Below are 21139 nucleotides of genomic sequence, written 5' to 3' on the forward strand. Positions count from 1 at the left end.
ACACAATGAGTCGTCCTATACTACGCCGTGAATCCCGCTTTGTCGCCCGCCGGATTAATGATGCTGTGGCGCATTACCTCCCAGCCAGTCGAGTATCCCTTGCGCGGCATGACGTCCTTCCGCCATCGCGGTCACCACCAGATCCGCGCCGCGTACCGCATCGCCCCCGGCGAAGATCTGCGGGTTGGTCGTCTGGTAACGGTAGCGGCTTTCGACCGAGGCCACGATCCGTCCCCAGTCGTCCGTTTCAACCCCCTGCGCCTGCAGCCAGGGCATCGCGTGAGGATTAAAACCAAACGCCATGATGACCGCATCCGCAGCCATCACAAACTCGCTGCCCGCCACCGGAACGGGCCGACGCCGTCCCTGCGCATCCGGTTCACCGAGCACGGTTCGCAGCATCCGGATACCGTTGACCTTACCGTTCGGATCCAGCGTCAGCTCAACCGGCTGAACGTTAAACTCAAACGCGGCCCCCTCTTCTCTGGCGTTCTTCACCTCTTTCTTCGAGCCTGGCATGTTGGCCTCATCCCGACGATAGGCGCAGGTGACGTTTGCCGCCCCGTGACGTAACGCAGTGCGGACGCAGTCCATCGCGGTGTCGCCTCCGCCCAGCACCACCACGTTCAGGCCACGGGTGTCGATGAACGGTTCGCTGGCCGTCGCCTCCAGCCCCATAACATGCCGCGTGTTGCCCACCAGGAAAGGCAGCGCGTCGTAGACCCCTGGCGCGTCCTCGTTCGGGATACCCGCCTTCATCGAACGATAGGTTCCCACCCCAATAAACAGGGCGTCGTAATCGTGCTTTAGCTGTGACATCGACACGTCCTGGCCCACCTCACAGTTCAGCTCGAAGCGGATCCCCATCGCGGTAAATATCTCTCTGCGCCGCGCGAGCAGCGATTTGTCGAGCTTAAATGCCGGGATGCCAAAGGTCAGCAAACCGCCGATCTCCGGATGCCGGTCATAGACCGTCACGCTCACGCCGTGGCGCGCCAGCACGTCGGCGCACGCCAGCCCGGCGGGCCCCGCGCCGACAATCGCGACACGTTTACCTGACGGCGTGACGGAGGACATATCCGGCCGCCAGCCCATCGCCAGCGCCCGATCGGCGATATAACGCTCAATGTTGCCGATGGTCACGCCGCCCGCCGCTTCACGCAGCGTGCAGGCACCCTCGCATAGCCGGTCCTGCGGACAGACGCGGCCGGTAATTTCAGGTAAACAGTTGGTCTGATGAGAAAGCTCAGCCGCGCCGGTGATATCCCCCGCGTTGAGGCGCTCAATCCACTGCGGAATGTGGTTGTGCAGCGGGCAGGTCCATTCGCAAATGCTGTGCTCGCCGCACTTCAGGCAGCGCGACGCCTCGCGGGCGGCCTGTTCGGCCCGGAACGGCAGGTAAATTTCGCTAAAATGGCTCACGCGTTCGGCGGCAGCCAGCTTATCGGGCTCGCCGCGGGGCGCCGTCGCCTGCATCTGCTGCAGTTTGGTACGCGGCGCGTCTACGCTGACGGCCTCAGCACCATGCCAGGGTTGCGCCTCCAGGCAGGCCGTGCGCTGTCGGCGCGATTTCGCCAGATTATCCAGCACGGCAGGCGTCGCCAGGGAGAGGACATCTGCGGGGCAATTTTCGATACAGGCCGGGCCGTGTGGACGCGTCAGGCAGAGATCGCATTTATTCGCCGAGGCCTTCACGCTGCCATTGTTGAGCGGAGTGACAATAATCTCCATCGTGCCAAACGGGCAGGCCACCGCGCAGGCCTTACAGCCGATGCATTTTTGTTGATTCACCTGTACGCTGTCATCGCATTTGCTGATGGCGCCGTTCGGGCAGCTTTGCGCGCAGGGTGCATTTTCGCAATGATGACAGGTCACGGGGTGGCTCTTCTCGCCGGATCTCAGGACCGTGATACGGGGATGAAAATGGCGCTCGCTCAGGGCATGCTGCTCATCGTTGTGCGCCATCACGCAGGCGACTTCGCAGGCGCGACACCCAATGCACTGCTGGCTGTTAGCCATAATAAAACGATTCATAACCACACCTGTTTTTGGTTCAATAACCTTTCTCTTTATAAGAGTATGGTATTTACGCATCACGGTGCGTTCGGGCAATGTTCAAATGCCTGAAGCGCCCAATTATTTCCAGTGAACCTGTGGCAGATCAATTTTATTCAGAGAGCCGTTCTGTGACCGTTAAACGACCCGTTTCCGGAAGCCTTGCCTGGGCTTTCTTTTCGATCATTGCCCTATCCGTACTCAGCAGCACCGTCGCGTTGCTGACGCTGGCCAGCAGCCAGCGCGATGCCGAAGCCATCAACATCGCTGGCTCACTGCGCATGCAGAGCTATCGTCTGGGCTACGAGATGCAGCGCAACAGCCCGTCCCTTTCGGCACATCGCGAGAGCTGGCAACAGACGCTCGGCGCGCCTGCCCTGCAGAAGCTGAACCGCTGGTACGTCCCGGACAATGTGAAAGCACGCTATCAGCAGCTGCATGTGGCCTGGCAGGAGATGGATGCGCATATCGCCCGCGGCGACAGCGCGTGGTATCAACGCAATATTGAAGATTTTGTCGGCCGCATTGATGCCTTTGTGCTCGCCCTCCAGCACTACACCGAACATAAAATTCAGACGGTCACCCTGCTCTCGCTGGCTGGCGCACTCGGGATCCTGCTGCTGACGCTGTTTACCCTGCGACGCATCCGTCGTCAGGTGGTGCTGCCGCTGAATAACCTGGTGGCGGCCAGCGAACGCATTGAGCGCGGCGAATTTGCCACTCCTGCGCCGGATAGCGCCCTGCCGAACGAGCTGGGCCAGCTTTCACGCGCCTTTAACCACATGTCAGCCGAGCTCGATACGCTCTACCGTTCGCTCGAAGCCTCGGTTGCGGAAAAGACGCGGCACCTGCACGAAGCCCACCAGCAGCTCGACATGCTGTTCAAGTGCTCGCAGGCGCTCAATACCGGCCAGATAGACAGCCACTGTTTCCGGCATATCCTGCAGATTGTCCATGACTATACGCAGATGAATTATCTGGAACTGCGCACCAGCGACGACTGGCGGTTGTGTGAAGGGACGGAGGCTGAGGGTATCCCTCTGCAAAACCTGCCGGTACTGATGCAGGACACGCTCTACGGCGAGCTGCGCTGGCAAAGCGAGGCGGACAGCGTCCCCCTTCCGCTGATGAGAAGCGTGGCGACCATGCTCGGGCGCGGTCTGTACTTTAACCAGGCGCAAAAGCATTACCAGCAGCTGCTGCTGATGGAAGAGCGCGCCACCATTGCCCGCGAGCTGCACGATTCGCTGGCGCAGGTGCTGTCGTATCTGCGCATTCAGCTTGCGCTGCTCAAACGCGCCGTGCCGGAAGAAAATACCCAAGCGCAGGCCATTATCACCGACTTCTCCCGTGAGCTGAACAACGCCTGGCAGCAGCTTCGCGAGCTGCTGACCACCTTCCGCCTGACGCTGAACCACGCGAATTTACCCGCGGCGCTGCAGGAGTCACTCGACGGGCTGCAGAGCCAGACTGAGGCGAAACTGCATCTCGACTGCCGCCTCTCCTCGCTGGCGCTGGACGCGCAAAAGCAGGTGCATTTGCTGCAGATCGTGCGTGAGGCGGTGCTGAACGCCATTAAGCACGCGCAGGCGAGCGAAATCACCGTCAGCTGCGTGACTGCAGCGGACGGTACACACAGCGTCAGCATTCGCGACAACGGCATCGGGATTGGCGAAGCCAGCGAGCCGCCGGGACATTACGGGCTGAACATCATGCGCGAACGCGCGCAGCGGCTTGGAGGAGTGCTGCACTTCTCGCAGCCGCAAAACGGCGGCACGCTGGTCAGCGTGACGTTCCCGGCGCCTTTGCCGTTAACGGGTAAATAACGGTAAAGAGGGAAGCGCAGGGAAAAGCGCATGATAATTTACACTATCTCCTTTATTTCTCCACGTTTGACCTGGGCCTTACCGCTAAAGTTATGCGGGCAATAAACAATAATGACGTGCAGCAAAACGAGGTCACACTTTCATGGCGAATTTTTTCATCGATCGCCCCATTTTTGCCTGGGTGCTTGCCATCCTGTTGTGTCTGACAGGCGTCCTGGCGATTACTTCACTTCCCGTTGAGCAATACCCCGACCTGGCACCGCCGAACGTGCGCGTCACCGCAAACTACCCCGGCGCGTCGGCACAAACGCTGGAAAATACCGTGACGCAGGTTATCGAGCAGAACATGACGGGTCTGGATAACCTGATGTACATGTCCTCGCAAAGCAGCGCCACGGGACAGGCGACGGTCACCCTGAGCTTTAAGGCGGGCACCGACCCGGACGAAGCGGTGCAGCAGGTCCAAAACCAGCTGCAGTCGGCCATGCGCAAGCTGCCCCAGGCGGTGCAAAACCAGGGCGTGACCGTGCGTAAAACCGGCGATACCAACATATTGACCATCGCCTTTGTCTCGACAGATGGCTCGATGGATAAACAGGACATCGCGGACTACGTCGCCAGTAATATTCAGGATCCCATCAGCCGGATCAACGGCGTCGGGGATATTGACGCCTACGGCTCACAATACTCCATGCGTATCTGGCTCGATCCCAACAAGCTGAACAGCTACCAGATGACGGCAACCGACGTGACGGATGCCATTAAAGCCCAGAACGCCCAGATTGCCGTGGGGCAACTGGGGGGAACGCCTTCCGTTGATAAGCAAGCCCTGAACGCCACCATTAATTCGCAATCCCTGCTGCAGACGCCGGACCAGTTCCGCAATATCACCCTGCGCGTGAATCAGGACGGGTCGGAAGTGCTCCTCGGCGATGTCGCCACGGTGGAAATGGGGGCGGAGAAATACGACTACCTGAGCCGCTTTAACGGCAATCAGGCCTCCGGTCTGGGGATTAAACTGGCCTCCGGCGCGAACGAAATGGCGACGGCAAAACTGGTGTTAGACCGTCTGGACGAGCTGTCGCAGTATTTCCCGCACGGGCTGGAGTACAAAGTCGCCTATGAAACCACCTCCTTCGTTAAAGCCTCCATTGAGGACGTGGTGAAGACTCTGCTCGAAGCCATCGCGCTGGTGTTCCTGGTCATGTACCTGTTCCTGCAAAACTTCCGCGCGACGCTGATCCCCACCATTGCCGTCCCGGTGGTGCTGCTGGGGACCTTTGCGGTGCTCTACGCCTTCGGGTACAGCATTAATACCCTGACGATGTTTGCGATGGTGCTGGCAATCGGCCTTCTGGTGGATGATGCCATCGTGGTGGTTGAAAACGTCGAGCGCATCATGAGCGAAGAAGGGCTCTCTCCGCGCCAGGCGACGCGCAAGTCCATGGGGCAAATTCAGGGGGCGCTGGTCGGGATTGCGATGGTGCTGTCGGCCGTCTTTATCCCGATGGCCTTCTTTGGCGGCACCACCGGGGCGATTTACCGCCAGTTCTCGATCACCATCGTCTCGGCGATGGTGCTCTCGGTGCTGGTCGCGCTGATCCTCACCCCCGCGCTCTGTGCCACCATTCTGAAACCACTGCACAAAGGGGAGCATCACGGGCAGAAAGGGTTCTTCGGCTGGTTTAACCGCATGTTCAACCGCAACGCCGCGCGGTATGAATCTGCCGTCGGTCGCGTACTGCACCGCAGCCTGCGCTGGATGATGATTTACGTTGTGCTGCTGGGCGGCATGGTCTGGCTGTTCCTGCACCTGCCCACCTCGTTCCTGCCGATGGAAGACCGGGGGATGTTCACCACCTCGGTGCAGCTTCCGAGCGGCGCAACGCAGCAGCAGACGCTGAAAGTGGTGCAGAAAGTGGAACAGTACTTCTTCACCAAAGAGAAAGACAACGTTGTGTCTGTCTTCTCCACCGTCGGCTCCGGCCCGGGTGGTAACGGGCAGAACGTCGCCCGCATGTTTGTCCGCCTGAAGGACTGGGACGAGCGCGATACCCGGACGGGCACCTCGTTTGCCATTATTGAACGTGCGACAAAAGCCTTTGCGCACATCAAAGAGGCGCGCGTCTTTGCCAGCAGTCCGCCGGCGATAAGCGGGCTGGGCAGTTCCGCCGGGTTCGATATGGAGCTGCAGGATCACGCCGGTGCAGGCCATACGGCGCTGATGGCGGCACGCGATAAGCTGTTAGCGCTGGCAGGCAACGATCCTGGCCTGACCCGCGTTCGCCATAACGGCCTCGACGACAGCCCGCAGCTTCAGGTGGATATCGACCAGCGTAAGGCGCAGGCGCTGGGCGTCTCGATCAACGATATCAACGACACCCTGCAAACGGCGTGGGGGTCGAGCTATGTGAATGACTTTATGGATCGCGGCCGCGTGAAAAAAGTGTATGTCCAGTCCGCCGCGCCGTTCCGCATGCTGCCGGATGATATTAACCGCTGGTTTGTCAGAAATAATGCTGGCGGCATGGTGCCGTTCTCCGCCTTTGCCAGTTCGCACTGGGAGAGCGGATCGCCACGCCTGGAACGCTATAACGGCTATTCTGCGGTTGAAATCGTCGGGGAAGCCGCGCCGGGCGTCAGCACCGGTACCGCCATGGACACCATGGAAAAACTGGTGCAACAGCTGCCCGCCGGTTTTGGTCTCGAGTGGACGGCCATGTCTTACCAGGAGCGTCTCTCAGGGGCGCAGGCCCCCGCCCTTTACGCGCTCTCGCTGCTGGTGGTCTTCCTCTGCCTTGCCGCTCTGTATGAGAGCTGGTCGGTCCCGTTCTCGGTCATGCTGGTCGTGCCCCTTGGGGTTATCGGTGCGCTACTCGCGACCTGGATGCGCGGCCTGGAGAACGATGTTTACTTCCAGGTGGGCCTGCTCACCGTCATTGGGCTATCGGCGAAAAACGCCATTCTGATCGTTGAGTTTGCCAACGAGATGAATGCCAAAGGCCACGAACTGATGGCCGCCACGCTGCACGCCTGCCGTCAGCGCCTGCGTCCGATCCTGATGACGTCGCTGGCGTTTATTTTTGGTGTGCTGCCGATGGCGACCAGCACTGGCGCAGGTTCCAGCAGCCAGCATGCCGTCGGCACGGGGGTGATGGGGGGCATGATTTCGGCCACCATCCTGGCCATTTACTTCGTTCCGCTGTTCTTTGTGCTGGTGCGTCGCCGCTTCCCGCTAAAGGAACGTCCTGAGTAAGTGGTTGAAATAAAAAAAGGCGGCTTTATCGGCCGCCTTTTTACTGTGTGATTAATTCACACTATGGTTATTTTACTTATTTTAGTGCTCTTGCAATTCTTACTGAATGTCATTTACGAAGCATGCCTTCGATAAAATCTTTCCAGTTCCCCAGTTCACGTTCAATCATAACAACCTCTCTTATTATTATGCGCATTCTACAAAAACGTACCATCATTGTGAAGACTATTTAACCAATTGCTGTGATTGTACCCCACGTCCTGCGGGGATTTATGATAAATATGAACGGAGAGCCCTCAATTTTTTGTGACGGCCAGCAATATTTTGAAATAACCCTACGAACGGGTGAGTTTTATTTTATTGGCTGAGTTTATTGGGTTTTTAAAGTTTATGGACATCTATGCTTAAATGATGAAAGAATATTCAGCGTACAGTTGTGAGTCGAATTAAGCAGGCGCATTAATCCAGACAATTCCTGAATGTGTTATATTCCACTTAAGGATATATCTTCGAATTTACTGAACATTTAATTATCAGAACATCAAAAGGATTCACCATGGTTGTGATGTACGGCATTAAAAATTGCGACACCATCAAAAAAGCCCGCCGCTGGCTGGACGCTAACAGCGTAGAGTACCGCTTCCACGATTACCGTGCCGATGGGCTCGATGCAGAATTTCTGCATAGCGCTATTCGCGAACTGGGCTGGGAAGCCCTGCTGAACACCCGCGGTACCACCTGGCGTAAACTGGACGACTCTCTGCGCGCCAGCATCAAAGATGCCGACAGCGCGGCAAAACTGATGCTCGAGATGCCGGCAATTATCAAACGCCCATTGCTCTGCGCGCCAGGGCAGCCTATGCTGCTGGGTTTCAGTGAAACCCTTTATTCCGACTTTTTTCGTTGAGGTGTAGTTTATGTCATGCCCGGTCATTGAGCTGACTCAGCAGCTTATTCGCCGTCCTTCCCTTAGCCCGGACGACGCAGGTTGTCAGGCTCTTATGATTGAACGCCTGCGCGCCATCGGTTTTACCGTTGAACGCATGGATTTTGGCGATACCCAGAACTTCTGGGCGTGGCGCGGACAGGGCGAAACGCTGGCCTTCGCCGGGCATACTGACGTCGTTCCCGCCGGTGATGCGGATCGCTGGATTAACCCGCCGTTTGAGCCGACCATTCGGGATGGCATGCTGTTTGGTCGCGGCGCGGCAGACATGAAAGGCTCTCTGGCGGCGATGGTCGTGGCGGCAGAGCGCTTTGTGGCGCAGCATCCGAACCACAAAAACCGTCTCGCGTTTTTGATCACCTCCGACGAAGAAGCCAGCGCGCACAACGGTACCGTAAAGGTCGTTGAAGCGCTGATGGCACGCAACGAGCGTCTCGACTACTGTCTGGTCGGTGAGCCGTCCAGCACCGAAGTGGTGGGTGACGTCGTCAAAAACGGACGCCGTGGCTCGCTGACCTGTAACCTGACCATTCACGGCGTTCAGGGCCACGTTGCGTATCCGCATCTCGCCGATAACCCGGTCCACCGCGCCGCGCCAATGCTGAGCGAGCTGGTGGCGATTGAGTGGGATAAGGGTAACGAGTTCTTCCCGCCGACCAGCATGCAGATAGCAAACGTCAAGGCCGGAACCGGCAGCAATAACGTGATCCCGGGGGATTACTTCGTCCAGTTCAACTTCCGCTTCAGCACGGAACTGACCGATGAGATGATCAAGGCGCGCGTTATCGCCCTGCTGGAAAAATATCAGCTGCGCTATACCGTGGAGTGGTGGCTTTCCGGCCAGCCGTTCCTGACGCAGCGTGGCAAACTGGTGGATGCGGTGGTGAACGCCATCGAGCACTATAATGAAATTAAGCCACAGCTGCTGACAACGGGTGGTACCTCAGACGGACGCTTTATCGCCCGTATGGGTGCTCAGGTTGTCGAACTGGGGCCAGTGAACGCAACCATTCATAAAATAAATGAGTGTGTCAATGCGGCAGATTTACAACTGCTGGCCCGTATGTATCAACGTATTATGGAGCAAATCGTCGCCTGACGAACGCTCTGAGAGGAATAGCGAATGGATTGGCTTTCAAAGTACTGGTGGGTTCTGGTGTTGGTTTTTCTGGTCGGCGTACTGCTTAACGTGATTAAAGACCTTAAGCGCGTGGACCATAAAAAATTTCTCGCCAACAAACCGGATCTTCCCCCGCACCGTGATTTCAACGACAAGTGGGACGATGACGACGACTGGCCGAAGAAAGACCAGAAGAAGTAACCGGTCTGTATCCCCTCTCCTGTGGAGAGGGGATAGCCTCACATAAACTCAACAATATCATCGTTATCCGGCTTACCGCCGCTGAGCGCTTCATCAAAGTAGTGCTTCGGTACGGTATAGCGTAAACGATCGAGCGCAAACTGCATGCTGCGGTCGTCAATGGCGTGGCCCAGATCGTCAACGATATCCAGCGTCACATCCCCACCTTCCCGAATCAGCGCTTCCTGGGCAGCAACCGCATGCGAGAGTTCAATCACCCGGTCTTCACCGCCGTGAATTAAGTGGATCGTGGTCTGCGTGGTTGCGCTTGTCGGTAACGTCGCAAAACGGCCGTTAAACGCGATCACCCGTGACACCAGACCTGGCTGCGCCTTTACGCTTTCCAGCGACATGATTGACCCCTGCGAGAAGCCAATCAGCGCGGTGGCATCGGCTCCTACGCCGCTCTGCTGCTGCCAGTAGCGGACGACCTCGATAAAGGTCGGCATGATGGCATCAATGCGCGCCTGACGGTTCTCTTCCGTCACGCCCTGAACCGAGAACCACTGGCGCCCGTTCGGGCCGCATGGCTCTACGCCACCAATGCTGACAATCAGCGCGTCGGGGAAAACGGGCGAAAACCAGCTGCCAATCTGACCCATATTGACGGCATTATCGCCAACCCCATGAAACAGAAGCAGTAACTGTTTAGCCGGTTTGTCAGGGCTTTGAACAACAAAATGGTCATGTTTCATGGTGGTCTCCTTAATAGATGACCTGGATTCTACGCCTCCCGGCGGGAATGACCATGCCACTTTACTGAAGAAGTCATTGAAAAAATTGCCATTGCAAAATGGCGTCCTTCAACTGCTGGCAGCGGGGATAATCAAGGCTTTCAAGCGCTTGCGCAGTTTCACTGCGCAGCTTTGCCAGCAACGCTTTTCGCCCGGCCTCATCCGTTTTCCCAGCCATTTTCCCCCGCAGGGCCGGAAGCGGCATATCAACGGTGAGCAACAACCGCGTCAGCGCAGCAACCGAGGTTGAAAACGCGCGATGGGCAAAAGCAAACCCCGCCAGCTCCCGCCAGTCATCACTATTAAGGGTAGCTTCCCAGCCGTCGTCCACCGGGATCTTTTCACCGTTCCAGGCCGACAGGACGCGCATATCCCGGCACAAACGCTGATGTTCCTGCGCGCACAGCCGATGCCCTGCCTCGCTCAGCGGCAGCAGCGCCATCGCCGTGTAGCAGCCGCTGCTGGCTTCCCGATGGCTCCCCATCCGCACCAGCACAAACCCGCACCGCTGCCAGAAATGCCACAGCTCGTCGGTATAACCGAAACTCACCGACAGATAATCTTCCCCGCTGGCGCTACGGATAAGCCGTTGCCCGATGCCTTCCCGCTGGCGCAGGGGGTGAACCGCAATGCGGCTAACCCGTCGCCCTTTCAGCGTCGCCGCGAGCGGAGAGCCGCCGTGCGCCGCCAGGGACTGCGCCACGAGATTTCCGCGTGGACGCCGGTATCCCGCCCACACGGCGCGGCTAAGCTCAGGGGACAACCCGCCCTCTTCCACCAGCCAGAGCGCGCCTGCAATCTCTGCCTCCGTCCCGGCAACAGCAAAGTGTTGGCCGGGCGCGTCCATCATCCGGCGTAAATCGAGCGGTGACGTGCGGTAGTGTGCCGCACACAGCAGTTCATACACGCTTGCCACGCGTGCCGGGTCGCTCTCCCACATCAGCGGCGCCAGCGGCGTTATACGCACGTCGCCTTCCGGTTTGCGGTCGATAAGCGCATCATCAAATAACAGAGCATTCGCCACGAATCGCTCAAGCGGACATCCGGCGGCCCAGCGAATGGGGGTCGATAAGGCATAATGCCGCAATCCGCTAAAACGGGCGCAAAACTTCAGCAGGAAACCCCTGCCCGTCCCTTCATAGCCCTGCACCGTGGTGGTTAACACTACGCGCGGAAAGCGCGTGACCAGCTTTTCCAGCAGCGGGCCCGGGATGGCAGCAGCTTCATCGACAATCAGCCAGTCGGCCTGCAACGTGGAGGCCAGCAGCGCATCCGGGGCCATAAAGTGAAAATGCTCGCCTGCAAAGCGCGCAATGACATCCGTTGCCCCTTTAGCCGGTGCCGTGACCACCGCACGCCCCTGAATGCTACTGAGCAGCATCCCCGCCAGCGCTGACTTTCCGCGCCCGCGCGGTGCCGTTACCGCGGCAATGCCCGCAGGCATGGTCAGAAGCGCGTCGAGGATCTCCGCCTGCTCACGCTGCGGTGCGCCGCTGGCAGGCTGCCAGGCGGGTAAATCCGGCGCAACGGGAACGGACAAGGGACGATGCTGCTGCCAGACAATCGCATCCGAATCGGCGGCAAGCGTCCGGCAGAAGTGGTGCACAAAGTGTGGAGTGGCGATCGGCTCCGCGCTGTCGCTCCAGCGCAAAGAATCGCTGTCTGGCCTGTCGGCCCAGTCAGCAAGCGGAGGAACCAGCAGTACAAGGAGGCTTCCGGCGCGCAGCGTTCCGCTGAGCGCGGCGAACGCTGAGACGTCAAACCCGGCGCGCGCGTCAAAGACAGCATGCCGATATTCGCGTCCCAGCAGTCCGCTGAGGGCTTTAGAGGGATTATCATCCAGCCACAGCCAGTCTCCCGGCAGGGTATTACGCAGGTCAGTCGCCTGACTCAACGTCCACTGCGCCTCGCCGCTGAGCACCACCAGCCGACGATGGCCGGTGCGCTCAAGCTCGCGTATCAGCTGATCAAACGCCAGCATTACATCGCTTTGCCGAAGGTATTACACTGCGCCGGGTCGCCGCTGTCGAAACCGCGTTTAAACCAGCTGTAGCGCTGCTGTGAGGTACCGTGGGTGAAGCTGTCCGGCACGACGCGCCCCTGGCTCTGCTGCTGAAGACGGTCGTCACCGATCGCCTGAGCGGCATTCAGCGCCTCCTCAAGATCGCCGGATTCCAGCACGCCCTGCTGCTGCATGCTGTGGCCCCAGACGCCCGCGAAGCAGTCCGCCTGCAGCTCCATTTTGACGGACAAACGGTTCACTTCCGCCTGAGACGCATTTTGCTGCAGCTGGCGCACTTTTGGCTCAATCCCCAGCAGCTTTTGCACGTGATGGCCAACTTCATGCGCGATCACGTAGCCCTGGGCAAAATCGCCATCAGCGCCAAGCTTGCGTTTCATGTCATCGTAAAAGGAGAGATCGATATAGACGGTGCCGTCCGCCGGGCAGTAGAACGGCCCCATCACGGACTGTCCGGTACCGCATCCGGTGCGGGTGGCGCCCCGGTACATCACCAGCTTCGGCTGCTGGTAGGTACGCCCCATCTTCTCAAACAGCTGACCCCACGTATCTTCCGTTGTGGCGAGGATCACGGAGGTAAATTTGGCCGCTTCATCTTCATTCGGGCTGATGGAGCGCTGAGAATGCTGCTGCTGTTGCAGCGGCTGACCGGTCATTAACCCGGTGAGATCGACGCCGTAATACCCCGCGACCAGCACCACTATCAGCAGGATAATACCGCCCTTGCCGCTGGGTAAGCGGAAGCCGGGTCCCCCCATGGAAGGACCGCCGCCGCCATCACTGCGTCTGTCTTCTACATTGTCACTTTCACGACGCCCTTGCCAGCGCATAACCACCTCGAACTATTCCATTTATAATAGCTATGATCGTAGGCGGTTAACGGCAAGATTACCATAGGAAACAAAGGTAAGACGCCAAAGGATGCGAACATCCTTTGGCAAGTGAGGGAGTTAGTCGAGCTTAACGCCTAAACGGTGAGCAACCGCTTCGTAGGCTTCAATCAGGCCACCCAGGCTCTGACGGAAACGGTCTTTGTCCATTTTATCCAGGGTTTCTTTGTCCCACAGGCGGCTGCCGTCCGGAGAGAACTCATCACCCAGCACCACTTCGCCTTTGAACAGACCAAACTCCAGCTTGAAGTCGACGAGGATCAGGCCCGCGTCATCAAACAATTTTTTCAGCACGTCGTTGGCTTTGTAGGTCAGCTCTTTCATGCGCGCCAGGTTCTCTTTGTTCACCCAGCCGAAGGTTTCGCAGTAGGAATCATTGACCATCGGGTCGTGCATGGCGTCGTTTTTCAGGAACAGATCGAACAGCGGTGGATTCAGTTCGATACCTTCTTCAATGCCCAGACGCTTCACCAGGGAGCCCGCCGCACGGTTACGAATAACGCACTCAACCGGAACCATATCCAGTTTTTTCACCAGACATTCCGTATCGGACAGCAACGCTTCCATCTGAGTCGGGATACCCGCTTCGGCCAGTTTGGTCATAATGAAGTGGTTGAACTTGTTGTTCACCATGCCTTTACGATCGAACTGCTCAATGCGTGCGCCATCCCCTGCTGACGTATCATTGCGGAACTCGAGCACCAACAGATCCGGGTTTTCCGTGCTGTATACGGTCTTCGCTTTGCCACGATACAACTCAGCTTGCTTCTGCATCTTCATTACTCCTGGTGTGATGATTTGTGTTCAAAACTGGGAATATTATGCCACGCACACGTTTGCGTAGCACGAAAATAAAAAGGGCTGGATTCACCAGCCCTCGTATTTATTTGCTGAATGCTGCCTGGAAGACAGCGACCAGCGCATCGTTCTGCGACTGGGTCAGCGTGTGACCTTTTGGATCGATAAACTGCAGGCTACTGCGGTTATCAAGGTCACCGACCTGAATTTTGTAGTCACCGGAGGCAAGCTGAGGATCTTTCGCACCCAGTTCCTGCCACGCGCTGTCGGAGAGCGGCTTATAGGTTGCCGTCATGCTGCCGGTTGAGCGGGTGCTGTCGGTCACTTTCATGCCCACTTTTTCCAGCGTCGCTGGCAGACGCTGCCAGGTCTGGTTAAACGGTGCGCGCACCACCAGCATTGGCAGGCCGGTATCGTCCGCGCCACTCTGGACATCGAAGGTTACACCGTTGCGGCTCTGCGCGGCGTTGGCGGCATCGGTCGCGGTTTTATCCAGACCTGCGGCAATCACGTTCAGCATTTCGGTGCTGTAACGTTGCAGGGACGAGGCATCCGCAACCGGTTTACCCGCCTGCTCCAGGTTCAACAGCTTAACGTTGACCGCCTGCTGGTAACCCTGTGGTTTTACGGAGACTTGATAGCGACCGCGGTACTGCTGATCTTCATCCAGACGGTTCCATTCGATCCAGTCGGTGGTTAACGTCTGGCTGGCGTCATCGCGTTTATCGATGGTGTAGTTCTTCGACTGAATGACGCTGACAACCTGTGGCCACAGCGTGCTACCGCGCGCGCTCTCAACCATCAGAGACGCGGTATCACCGGTGAACTGGGTACGCGCCCCGTTAACCAGCGCCAGAGGCTGTGCTGGTGGACGAATATCAAGCGCTTTACCGACCAGGCCGCTGCCGTTGGTCACGGGAATATTATAATCGCCGTTCTGAATCGGCAGGATCATACCAGCCGGTGCGTGAAGTTCAGCAAGCGGGGTCGCATCCAGATAGGATTCATCACCGCTCACCTGGCGCTTGTAGCGCGAGTCTGAACTACAGGCAGCGAGCAGCATAACAAGCGAAACACTCGCAACCTTCGCCAGGCGCGACTTCTGTACTGAATAAGCCATCAAATCTCCCTAAACTCTACAGCAAACCGGCATGCTTCAGCGCTGCCCTGACGATATCACGACCGTGGTCGGTAATCGGTGTCATTGGCAGACGCAGCGTGTCGGTTGCTACAAGCCCCAACTCCTTACATGCCCATTTCACTGGGATCGGATTGGGTTCGACAAATAATTTATTGTGCAGCGGCATCAGACGCTGATTGATGACACGCGCTTCATCAAAGTGACCGGCCGCGGCCAGTTTGCACATTTCAGCCATGTCGCGCGCCGCAACGTTTGCCGTTACGGAGATCACGCCATGACCACCGAGCTGCATAAAGTCCAGCGCGGTCGCATCATCACCGCTCAACAGGATAAAGTCGTCTGAAACCAGCTCTTTGATCTGATGAACGCGGCTTAAGTTCCCTGTCGCCTCTTTAATACCGATAATATTTTTTACTTCCGAGAGACGGCCAACGGTTTCCGGCAGCATATCGCAACCAGTACGGGACGGCACATTATACAGAATTTGTGGCAAGTCAGTATGTTCAGCGATGGCTTTGAAGTGCTGGAACAAACCTTCCTGAGTGGGACGGTTGTAGTAAGGGGTTACCGTCAGACAGCCGACAATGCCGCTGTCGTTAAAACGTTTAGTCAGGCTGATCGCTTCTGCGGTGGCATTCGCGCCTGTGCCCGCGATGACCGGAATACGTCCGTCAGCCAGTTCCAGGGTCAGCATAACCACATCGCCGTGCTCGTCGTGGCTCAGCGTTGCAGATTCACCGGTAGTCCCTACCGAAACGATCGCCGAGGTTCCATTGGCGACATGGTAATCAATCAGCTTCTTCATGCTAGACCGGCAGACGTTACCTTTTTCATCCATCGGTGTTACAAGCGCGACAATACTTCCCGTGAACATGAGCCATCCTCTGTGCGAACAAGAGTCTCAATGGTACGTTTGGAACTGTAATAAAAGCAAGCGACCTGAGGCCCTCAGGCGGTTGTATGCATGTTTTTTTTATGCTTTCCTTAGGAAGACTTAACCATGCAAAGGAAGAACAGGTTTGACAACCTCATCACAACATTACCTGGTTATCACTGCGCTGGGTGCCGACAGGCCGGGTATCGTGAACACCATCACCCGCCACGTAAGCAGCTGCGGCTGTAATATCGAAGACAGCCGTCTGGCCATGCTCGGCGAAGAGTTCACATTCATTATGTTGCTTTCCGGGACATGGAACGCCATCACGTTGATTGAATCGACCCTGCCGCTGAAAGGCGCCGAGCTGGACTTGCTGATCGTCATGAAGCGCACCACCGCGCGACCGCGTCCGGCTATGCCTTCTACCGTCTGGGTGCAGGTTGAAGTGCCTGATTCTCCGCATCTGATTGAGCGCTTCACCGCGCTGTTTGACAGCCATCAGATGAACATCGCCGAGCTCGTTTCCCGCACACAGCCGGGCGACGCAAGCACGGTTCCCACGCTCTTTATTCAAATTACTGCGCACAGTCCTGCATCACAGGATGCGTCAAATATCGAGCAAGCGTTCAAAGCCCTCTGTACAGAATTAAACGCGCAGGGCAGTATAAGCGTCGTCAATTATTCGCAGCACGAACAGGATGGAGTTGAGTAATGAATCCACTGAAAGCCGGTGACATCGCACCGAAATTTAGCTTACCGGATCAAGACGGCGAGCAAGTAAATTTGACCGACTTCCAGGGACAGCGTGTTCTGGTCTATTTCTACCCGAAAGCCATGACCCCCGGCTGCACCGTACAGGCCTGCGGCTTACGCGACAACATGGATGAGTTGAAGAAAGTCGGCGTGGAAGTGCTGGGTATCAGCACCGATAAACCAGAAAAGCTGTCACGATTTGCTGAAAAAGAGCTGCTGAACTTCACGCTGCTTTCTGATGAAGATCATCAGGTTTGCGAGCAGTTCGGCGTCTGGGGCGAGAAGACGTTTATGGGTAAAACCTACGACGGCATTCACCGCATCAGCTTCCTGATTGACGCTGACGGTAAAGTTGAACACGTGTTTGACGACTTCAAAACCAGCAACCACCACGACGTGGTGTTGAACTGGCTGAAAGAAAGTGCCTGAAAGTGAGTGTCGGGTGGCGGCTTCGCCTTACCCGACCTACAAGGATAAGTCGGCCGGGTAAGCGCAGCGCCACCCGGCAAAACTTACTGCTCTTCTACCGCCGGCACATCCGGCCACGCGTGGACAACCGCTTTAATCAGCGTTGCCAGCGGAATGGCGAAGAACACGCCCCAGAATCCCCAGAGCCCGCCGAAAATCACCACCGATAAGATAATCACCAGCGGATGCAGATTTACCGCTTCGGAGAACAGCACCGGTACCAGCAGGTTACCGTCCAGCCCCTGAATAATCAGGTACACCGCGAAGCAGCTCCAGAACTCGGTCCCCAGCCCAAACTGGAACAACGCCACGCCAACCACCGGAATGGTCACCACAAACGCGCCGATATACGGGATCAGGACCGATAACCCCACCAGCACCGCCAGCAGCAGCGAGTAGTTCAGGCCGAAAATCAGGAAGCCAATCCAGGTGGCGACCCCCACGACAATCATCTCCAGCACCTTGCCGCGAATGTAGTTGGTGATCTGCTGGTTCATCTCTTCCCAGACCTGCCCCGCCAGCCCGCGGTTGCGCGGCAGAATACGGCGCACGGCGTTGAGCATCTGGTCTTTATCTTTCACCAGGAAGAAGACCATCAGCGGCACCAGCACAAGGTAGACCGCCAGCGTCAGCAGTCCGACCAGGGATGCCAGCGAGTACTTCACCACCGAATCGCCCATCGTCATGATGCGGGCGCGCATGTTTTCGGCCATCGCGTCGATAATCCCGGCATCCATCAGCGCAGGATAACGGCGCGGCAGCGTGGCAGCGAAATCAGAGAGTTTGTTCAACATGCCGGGCATATCGCGGATCAGGTTGATTCCCTGTTGCCAGGCAACCGGCATCACCACAAAGGCCATCAGCAGCAGGATGCCAACAAACAGCACCAGCACGATGCTGGTCGCCCAGCGGCGGGAACAGCCGATATGTTCCAGGCGCGCCGTGGGCCACTCCAGCAGGTAAGCCAGCACAATCGCCACCAGCAGAGGGGCGAGCAGACCGCTAAAGAAGAACAGGATACCGAACCCGGCAACCAGAATAACCAACAAAGCAATGGCTTCCGGGTCGCTGAAGCGACGCCGGTACCACTGCATTAACATTTCGAGCATACAACCCTTCCCTGAATCGAATGGCGGGAGTGAGACGGTGAATTGTATCTAACTGTCACAAAAAAGACTTTCGCTTTTTGTATCCCGATCGCAATCCGCAAAAGCCTGATGAATGGGATTTTCTTCATGCTACAACACGGCTACACTCGCAGGGCAGCAGAGATGAACGATATGCCGGTTCATCGGTCAAATTAGCACATCCAACATACAGGACAGTGGTTATGTTCAGGCAATTGAGAAAAACACTGGTTGCAACACTGATTGCCGCGGTGACGGTCGGTCAGGTGTTGCCCGCTTTTGCTGACTCGTCCGATACATTGCCGGACATGGGCACCACAGCAGGAAGCACGCTCTCTATTGGGCAAGAGATGCAAATGGGGGATTACTATGTTCGCCAGCTGCGCGGCAGCGCCCCGCTGATTAACGACCCTTTGCTGGTACAGTACATAAACGGGTTGGGAATGCGTCTGGTGGCACACGCCGATTCGGTCAGAACCCCCTTCCATTTCTATTTAATCAATAACGACGAAATCAACGCCTTCGCCTTCTTTGGCGGTAACGTGGTGCTGCATTCGGCGTTATTCCGTTACTCAGACAACGAAAGCCAACTGGCCTCGGTGATGGCGCACGAAATTTCGCACGTCACCCAGCGTCACCTGGCGCGAGCGATGGAAGACCAGAAACGTAACGCTCCCCTCACTTGGGTGGGCGCACTGGGATCGATTCTGCTGGCGATGGCCAGCCCGCAGGCCGGGATGGCAGCGCTGACCGGTACGCTGGCAGGAACGCGCCAGGGGATGATCAGCTTTACCCAGCAGAACGAGCAGGAAGCGGACCGCATCGGCATTCAGGTGTTACAGCGCTCAGGCTTTGATCCGCAGGCCATGCCGAGCTTCCTCGAAAAACTGCTCGATCAGGCGCGTTATTCTTCCCGTCCACCGGAAATTTTGCTCACGCACCCGCTGCCTGAAAGCCGTCTGTCGGACGCGCGTAACCGTGCCAACCAGATGCGCCCGGTCGTGGTCCAGTCTTCGCAGGATTTCTACATGGCGAAGGTGAGAACGCTGGGGATGTACAATTCCGGGCGTAACCAGCTCACCAGCGACCTGCTGGATACCCTGGCGAAAGGCAACGTGCGCGAGAAGAACGCCGCGCAGTATGGTCAGGCGCTCCAGGCGATGGAAGCCAGCAAATACGACGAGGCGCGTAAGGCGCTGCAGCCGCTTCTGGCTGCCGACCCAAACAACCCGTGGTACCTCGATCTGTCAACGGATATCGATCTGGGGCAGAAGAAGCCTGCCGATGCGATTAACCGCCTGAAAGGGGCAAAAGACGTCCGTACCAACCCGGTGCTGCAGCTTAACCTGGCGAATGCTTACTTGCAGGGCGGCCAGCCGGGTGAAGCGGCGACCATCCTGAACCGCTACACCTTTAATAATAAAGACGATCAAAACGGCTGGGATCTGCTCGCTCAGGCGGAAGCCCAGCTCGGCAACCGCGATCAGGAGCTGGCGGCACGCGCAGAAGGCTTTGCCCTGGTGGGGCGCCTCGATCAGGCCATTTCCGCGCTCAGTAGCGCCAGCTCGCAGGTCAAACTCGGCAGCCTCCAGCAGGCCCGATACGACGCGCGTATCGATCAGCTTCGCGGCCTGCAGCAGCGCTTCAAGCCGTACGAGAAGATGTAATCAAGGAGAATTCACGTCATGACAGACGCCGTAAAAATTTACCACAACCCGCGCTGCTCCAAGAGCCGCGATACCCTGAGCCTGCTGAAGTCTAACGGCGTGGAGCCGGAGGTGGTGCTGTACCTCGACACCCCACCGGACGCGCAGACCCTCCGCCAACTGCTGCATATGCTGGGCATGGGCAGTGCGCGAGATCTGATGCGCAAGAAAGAAGATCTGTATACGTCGCTTAACCTGGATGACAGCCGTCTCTCCGAGGCTCAGCTGATACAGGCGATGGTTGAAAATCCAAAGCTGATTGAGCGCCCGATTGTCGTGGCGAACGGCCAGGCGCGCATTGGACGCCCGCCGGAAGACGTGCTCGAGATCCTCTGATGGTTTCGCCCGGTGGCGCTGCGCTTAGCGGGCCTACGGGTGCCATATGTAGGCCGGGTAAGGCGCAGCCGCCACCCGGCACAACTATAGCTTCAGAATATCTTTCACAAACGGAATGGTCAGCTTGCGCTGGGCGGTAATGGAGGCGCGATCGAGCTGATCCAGCGTGTCAAACAGCGTACGCATTTCGCGATCCAGCCGCTTCAGCAGGAAACGGCCCACGTCTTCCGGCAGCTCAAAGCCGCGCTGCTTTGCGCGCAGCTGTAGCGCCTGAAGCTTATCTTCGTCCGACAGCGGCTGAAGCTTATAGATTTGGCCCCAGTCCAGGCGAGACGCCAGATCCGGCAGTCCCAGATTCAGCTGGCGAGGCGGACGATCGCCAGTGATCAGCAGCCGGGTTTTGCCCGATTCCAGAATGCGGTTGTAGAGGTTAAAGATAGCCATTTCCCACGGCTCATCCCCCGCCACGCATTCGATGTTATCGATGCAGACCAGGGAGAGATGTTCCATCCCCTCCAGCACGTCAGGGACAAACCAGGTTCGTTTATCCAGCGGCACATAGCCTACCGCATCACCGCGCGCAGAGAGCTCCGCGCAGGCGGCATGCAGCAGGTGGCTGCGCCCCGCGCCTTCGCGTGACCAGATATAGATGTATCCGCTGTGTTCCTGACGCAGCACGTTTTGCAGTGCAGCCAGTAAAGAGGGGTTATCACCCGGCCAGAAACTCGCAAACGTTTCGTCGTCAGGGAGATAGAGTGGCAGAGAGAGCTGTGCCGGTCCGTTCAGAAGTACCTCAACCAGATCTGACATAAAATCGGCATGGAGTTTAACACGGAACCTGCAAGG

General features: G+C 57.5%; 19 protein-coding genes. 9 read left to right on the plus strand and 10 right to left on the minus strand.

The window, feature by feature from the left end; genetic code table 11:
• Positions 1 to 54: 54 nt before the first annotated feature.
• A complete protein-coding gene (gene aegA / locus BFG58_RS09850) occupies positions 55 to 2034 on the minus strand; it encodes a formate-dependent uric acid utilization protein AegA (RefSeq protein WP_069719744.1) in 1980 nt (659 codons plus the stop codon).
• 152 nt (positions 2035 to 2186) lie between these two features.
• On the opposite strand from aegA, the gene narQ reads away from it, so the two are divergent.
• Both narQ and acrD read left to right on the plus strand, forming a co-directional pair.
• Positions 2187 to 3881, plus strand: coding sequence for a nitrate/nitrite two-component system sensor histidine kinase NarQ (gene narQ / locus BFG58_RS09855; RefSeq protein ID WP_069719758.1), 1695 nt, complete (start codon positions 2187 to 2189; stop codon positions 3879 to 3881).
• Between the two features lie 142 nt (positions 3882 to 4023).
• On the plus strand, positions 4024 to 7137 hold the full coding sequence (acrD, locus tag BFG58_RS09860; RefSeq protein ID WP_069719745.1) for a multidrug efflux RND transporter permease AcrD: 3114 nt from the start codon (positions 4024 to 4026) through the stop codon (positions 7135 to 7137).
• A gap of 109 nt (positions 7138 to 7246) precedes the next feature.
• Here acrD and ypfM read toward each other — a convergent pair whose 3' ends face one another.
• Complete coding sequence (gene ypfM, locus BFG58_RS23815; RefSeq protein ID WP_015572204.1) at positions 7247 to 7306, minus strand: protein YpfM; 60 nt, start codon at positions 7304 to 7306, stop codon at positions 7247 to 7249.
• 387 nt (positions 7307 to 7693) lie between these two features.
• Between ypfM and BFG58_RS09865 the strand changes: the two genes are divergently transcribed.
• From BFG58_RS09865 to BFG58_RS09875, 3 genes are read left to right on the plus strand one after another with little or no spacing between them, the layout of a single operon-like run.
• Positions 7694 to 8044: an ArsC family reductase gene (locus BFG58_RS09865; protein WP_023294259.1), complete on the plus strand. Its 351-nt coding sequence runs from the start codon at positions 7694 to 7696 to the stop codon at positions 8042 to 8044.
• A gap of 10 nt (positions 8045 to 8054) precedes the next feature.
• Positions 8055 to 9182, plus strand: a complete 1128-nt coding sequence (gene dapE, locus BFG58_RS09870; protein WP_023294260.1) for a succinyl-diaminopimelate desuccinylase — start codon at positions 8055 to 8057, stop codon at positions 9180 to 9182.
• Between the two features lie 24 nt (positions 9183 to 9206).
• Positions 9207 to 9404, plus strand: coding sequence for a YpfN family protein (locus tag BFG58_RS09875; protein WP_008501627.1), 198 nt, complete (start codon positions 9207 to 9209; stop codon positions 9402 to 9404).
• A gap of 38 nt (positions 9405 to 9442) precedes the next feature.
• Here the strand turns inward: BFG58_RS09875 and ypfH are convergent, their stop codons facing one another.
• From ypfH to dapA, 6 genes are all read right to left on the minus strand, one after another.
• Positions 9443 to 10138 carry an esterase gene (gene ypfH / locus BFG58_RS09880; protein ID WP_069719746.1) on the minus strand — a complete coding sequence of 232 codons (696 nt, stop codon included), beginning with the start codon at positions 10136 to 10138 and terminating at the stop codon, positions 9443 to 9445.
• 73 nt (positions 10139 to 10211) lie between these two features.
• The gene (locus BFG58_RS09885) at positions 10212 to 12158 is read right to left on the minus strand and encodes a tRNA(Met) cytidine acetyltransferase TmcA (RefSeq protein ID WP_069719747.1); all 1947 of its coding nucleotides are present in this window, start codon (positions 12156 to 12158) and stop codon (positions 10212 to 10214) included.
• A complete protein-coding gene (locus BFG58_RS09890; protein ID WP_028016137.1) occupies positions 12158 to 13027 on the minus strand; it encodes a neutral zinc metallopeptidase in 870 nt (289 codons plus the stop codon). Before BFG58_RS09890 ends, BFG58_RS09885 begins: the two co-directional genes overlap by 1 nt.
• Positions 13028 to 13147: 120 nt before the next feature.
• Positions 13148 to 13861 carry a phosphoribosylaminoimidazolesuccinocarboxamide synthase gene (purC, locus tag BFG58_RS09895; protein ID WP_008501631.1) on the minus strand — a complete coding sequence of 238 codons (714 nt, stop codon included), beginning with the start codon at positions 13859 to 13861 and terminating at the stop codon, positions 13148 to 13150.
• Between the two features lie 109 nt (positions 13862 to 13970).
• A complete protein-coding gene (gene bamC, locus BFG58_RS09900; RefSeq protein WP_048029613.1) occupies positions 13971 to 15005 on the minus strand; it encodes an outer membrane protein assembly factor BamC in 1035 nt (344 codons plus the stop codon).
• Positions 15006 to 15021: 16 nt separating this feature from the next.
• Positions 15022 to 15900 (minus strand): 4-hydroxy-tetrahydrodipicolinate synthase, encoded by an 879-nt coding sequence (gene dapA / locus BFG58_RS09905; RefSeq protein WP_008501633.1) that lies wholly within the window; start codon positions 15898 to 15900, stop codon positions 15022 to 15024.
• Positions 15901 to 16045: 145 nt separating this feature from the next.
• On the opposite strand from dapA, the gene BFG58_RS09910 reads away from it, so the two are divergent.
• Both BFG58_RS09910 and bcp read left to right on the plus strand, forming a co-directional pair.
• The gene (locus BFG58_RS09910; protein WP_023325845.1) at positions 16046 to 16615 is read left to right on the plus strand and encodes a glycine cleavage system transcriptional repressor; all 570 of its coding nucleotides are present in this window, start codon (positions 16046 to 16048) and stop codon (positions 16613 to 16615) included.
• A complete protein-coding gene (gene bcp / locus BFG58_RS09915; protein ID WP_008501635.1) occupies positions 16615 to 17085 on the plus strand; it encodes a thioredoxin-dependent thiol peroxidase in 471 nt (156 codons plus the stop codon). The genes BFG58_RS09910 and bcp overlap by 1 nt, the downstream gene beginning before the upstream one ends.
• Before the next feature lie 83 nt (positions 17086 to 17168).
• On the opposite strand, the gene BFG58_RS09920 is transcribed toward bcp, so the two are convergent.
• The gene (locus BFG58_RS09920) at positions 17169 to 18233 is read right to left on the minus strand and encodes an AI-2E family transporter (protein WP_045908583.1); all 1065 of its coding nucleotides are present in this window, start codon (positions 18231 to 18233) and stop codon (positions 17169 to 17171) included.
• Between the two features lie 221 nt (positions 18234 to 18454).
• Between BFG58_RS09920 and bepA the strand changes: the two genes are divergently transcribed.
• The gene (gene bepA / locus BFG58_RS09925; RefSeq protein ID WP_045908582.1) at positions 18455 to 19918 is read left to right on the plus strand and encodes a beta-barrel assembly-enhancing protease; all 1464 of its coding nucleotides are present in this window, start codon (positions 18455 to 18457) and stop codon (positions 19916 to 19918) included.
• A gap of 18 nt (positions 19919 to 19936) precedes the next feature.
• Positions 19937 to 20293 carry an arsenate reductase (glutaredoxin) gene (arsC, locus tag BFG58_RS09930; RefSeq protein ID WP_032675303.1) on the plus strand — a complete coding sequence of 119 codons (357 nt, stop codon included), beginning with the start codon at positions 19937 to 19939 and terminating at the stop codon, positions 20291 to 20293.
• An 84-nt stretch (positions 20294 to 20377) separates the two neighbouring features.
• Here arsC and BFG58_RS09935 read toward each other — a convergent pair whose 3' ends face one another.
• A complete protein-coding gene (locus BFG58_RS09935) occupies positions 20378 to 21079 on the minus strand; it encodes a DnaA inactivator Hda (RefSeq protein WP_213014348.1) in 702 nt (233 codons plus the stop codon).
• Positions 21080 to 21139 lie beyond the last annotated feature (60 nt).

Source organism: Enterobacter sp. ku-bf2 (assembly GCF_001742765.1).
Taxonomy (GTDB): domain Bacteria; phylum Pseudomonadota; class Gammaproteobacteria; order Enterobacterales; family Enterobacteriaceae; genus Enterobacter; species Enterobacter quasiroggenkampii.

Bases quoted from the DNA above. Each gene is read 5' to 3' on its own strand.
- bepA (WP_045908582.1), top strand. From the start codon at position 18,455: ATGTTCAGGCAATTGAGAAAAACACTGGTTGCAACACTGATTGCCGCG.
- ypfH (WP_069719746.1), bottom strand. From the start codon at position 10,138: ATGAAACATGACCATTTTGTTGTTCAAAGCCCTGACAAACCGGCTAAA.
- purC (WP_008501631.1), bottom strand. From the start codon at position 13,861: ATGCAGAAGCAAGCTGAGTTGTATCGTGGCAAAGCGAAGACCGTATAC.
- BFG58_RS09875 (WP_008501627.1), top strand. From the start codon at position 9,207: ATGGATTGGCTTTCAAAGTACTGGTGGGTTCTGGTGTTGGTTTTTCTG.
- BFG58_RS09890 (WP_028016137.1), bottom strand. From the start codon at position 13,027: ATGCGCTGGCAAGGGCGTCGTGAAAGTGACAATGTAGAAGACAGACGC.
- BFG58_RS09920 (WP_045908583.1), bottom strand. From the start codon at position 18,233: ATGCTCGAAATGTTAATGCAGTGGTACCGGCGTCGCTTCAGCGACCCG.
- BFG58_RS09865 (WP_023294259.1), top strand. From the start codon at position 7,694: ATGGTTGTGATGTACGGCATTAAAAATTGCGACACCATCAAAAAAGCC.
- aegA (WP_069719744.1), bottom strand. From the start codon at position 2,034: ATGAATCGTTTTATTATGGCTAACAGCCAGCAGTGCATTGGGTGTCGC.
- dapA (WP_008501633.1), bottom strand. From the start codon at position 15,900: ATGTTCACGGGAAGTATTGTCGCGCTTGTAACACCGATGGATGAAAAA.
- dapE (WP_023294260.1), top strand. From the start codon at position 8,055: ATGTCATGCCCGGTCATTGAGCTGACTCAGCAGCTTATTCGCCGTCCT.
- bcp (WP_008501635.1), top strand. From the start codon at position 16,615: ATGAATCCACTGAAAGCCGGTGACATCGCACCGAAATTTAGCTTACCG.
- bamC (WP_048029613.1), bottom strand. From the start codon at position 15,005: ATGGCTTATTCAGTACAGAAGTCGCGCCTGGCGAAGGTTGCGAGTGTT.
- arsC (WP_032675303.1), top strand. From the start codon at position 19,937: ATGACAGACGCCGTAAAAATTTACCACAACCCGCGCTGCTCCAAGAGC.
- BFG58_RS09885 (WP_069719747.1), bottom strand. From the start codon at position 12,158: ATGCTGGCGTTTGATCAGCTGATACGCGAGCTTGAGCGCACCGGCCAT.
- acrD (WP_069719745.1), top strand. From the start codon at position 4,024: ATGGCGAATTTTTTCATCGATCGCCCCATTTTTGCCTGGGTGCTTGCC.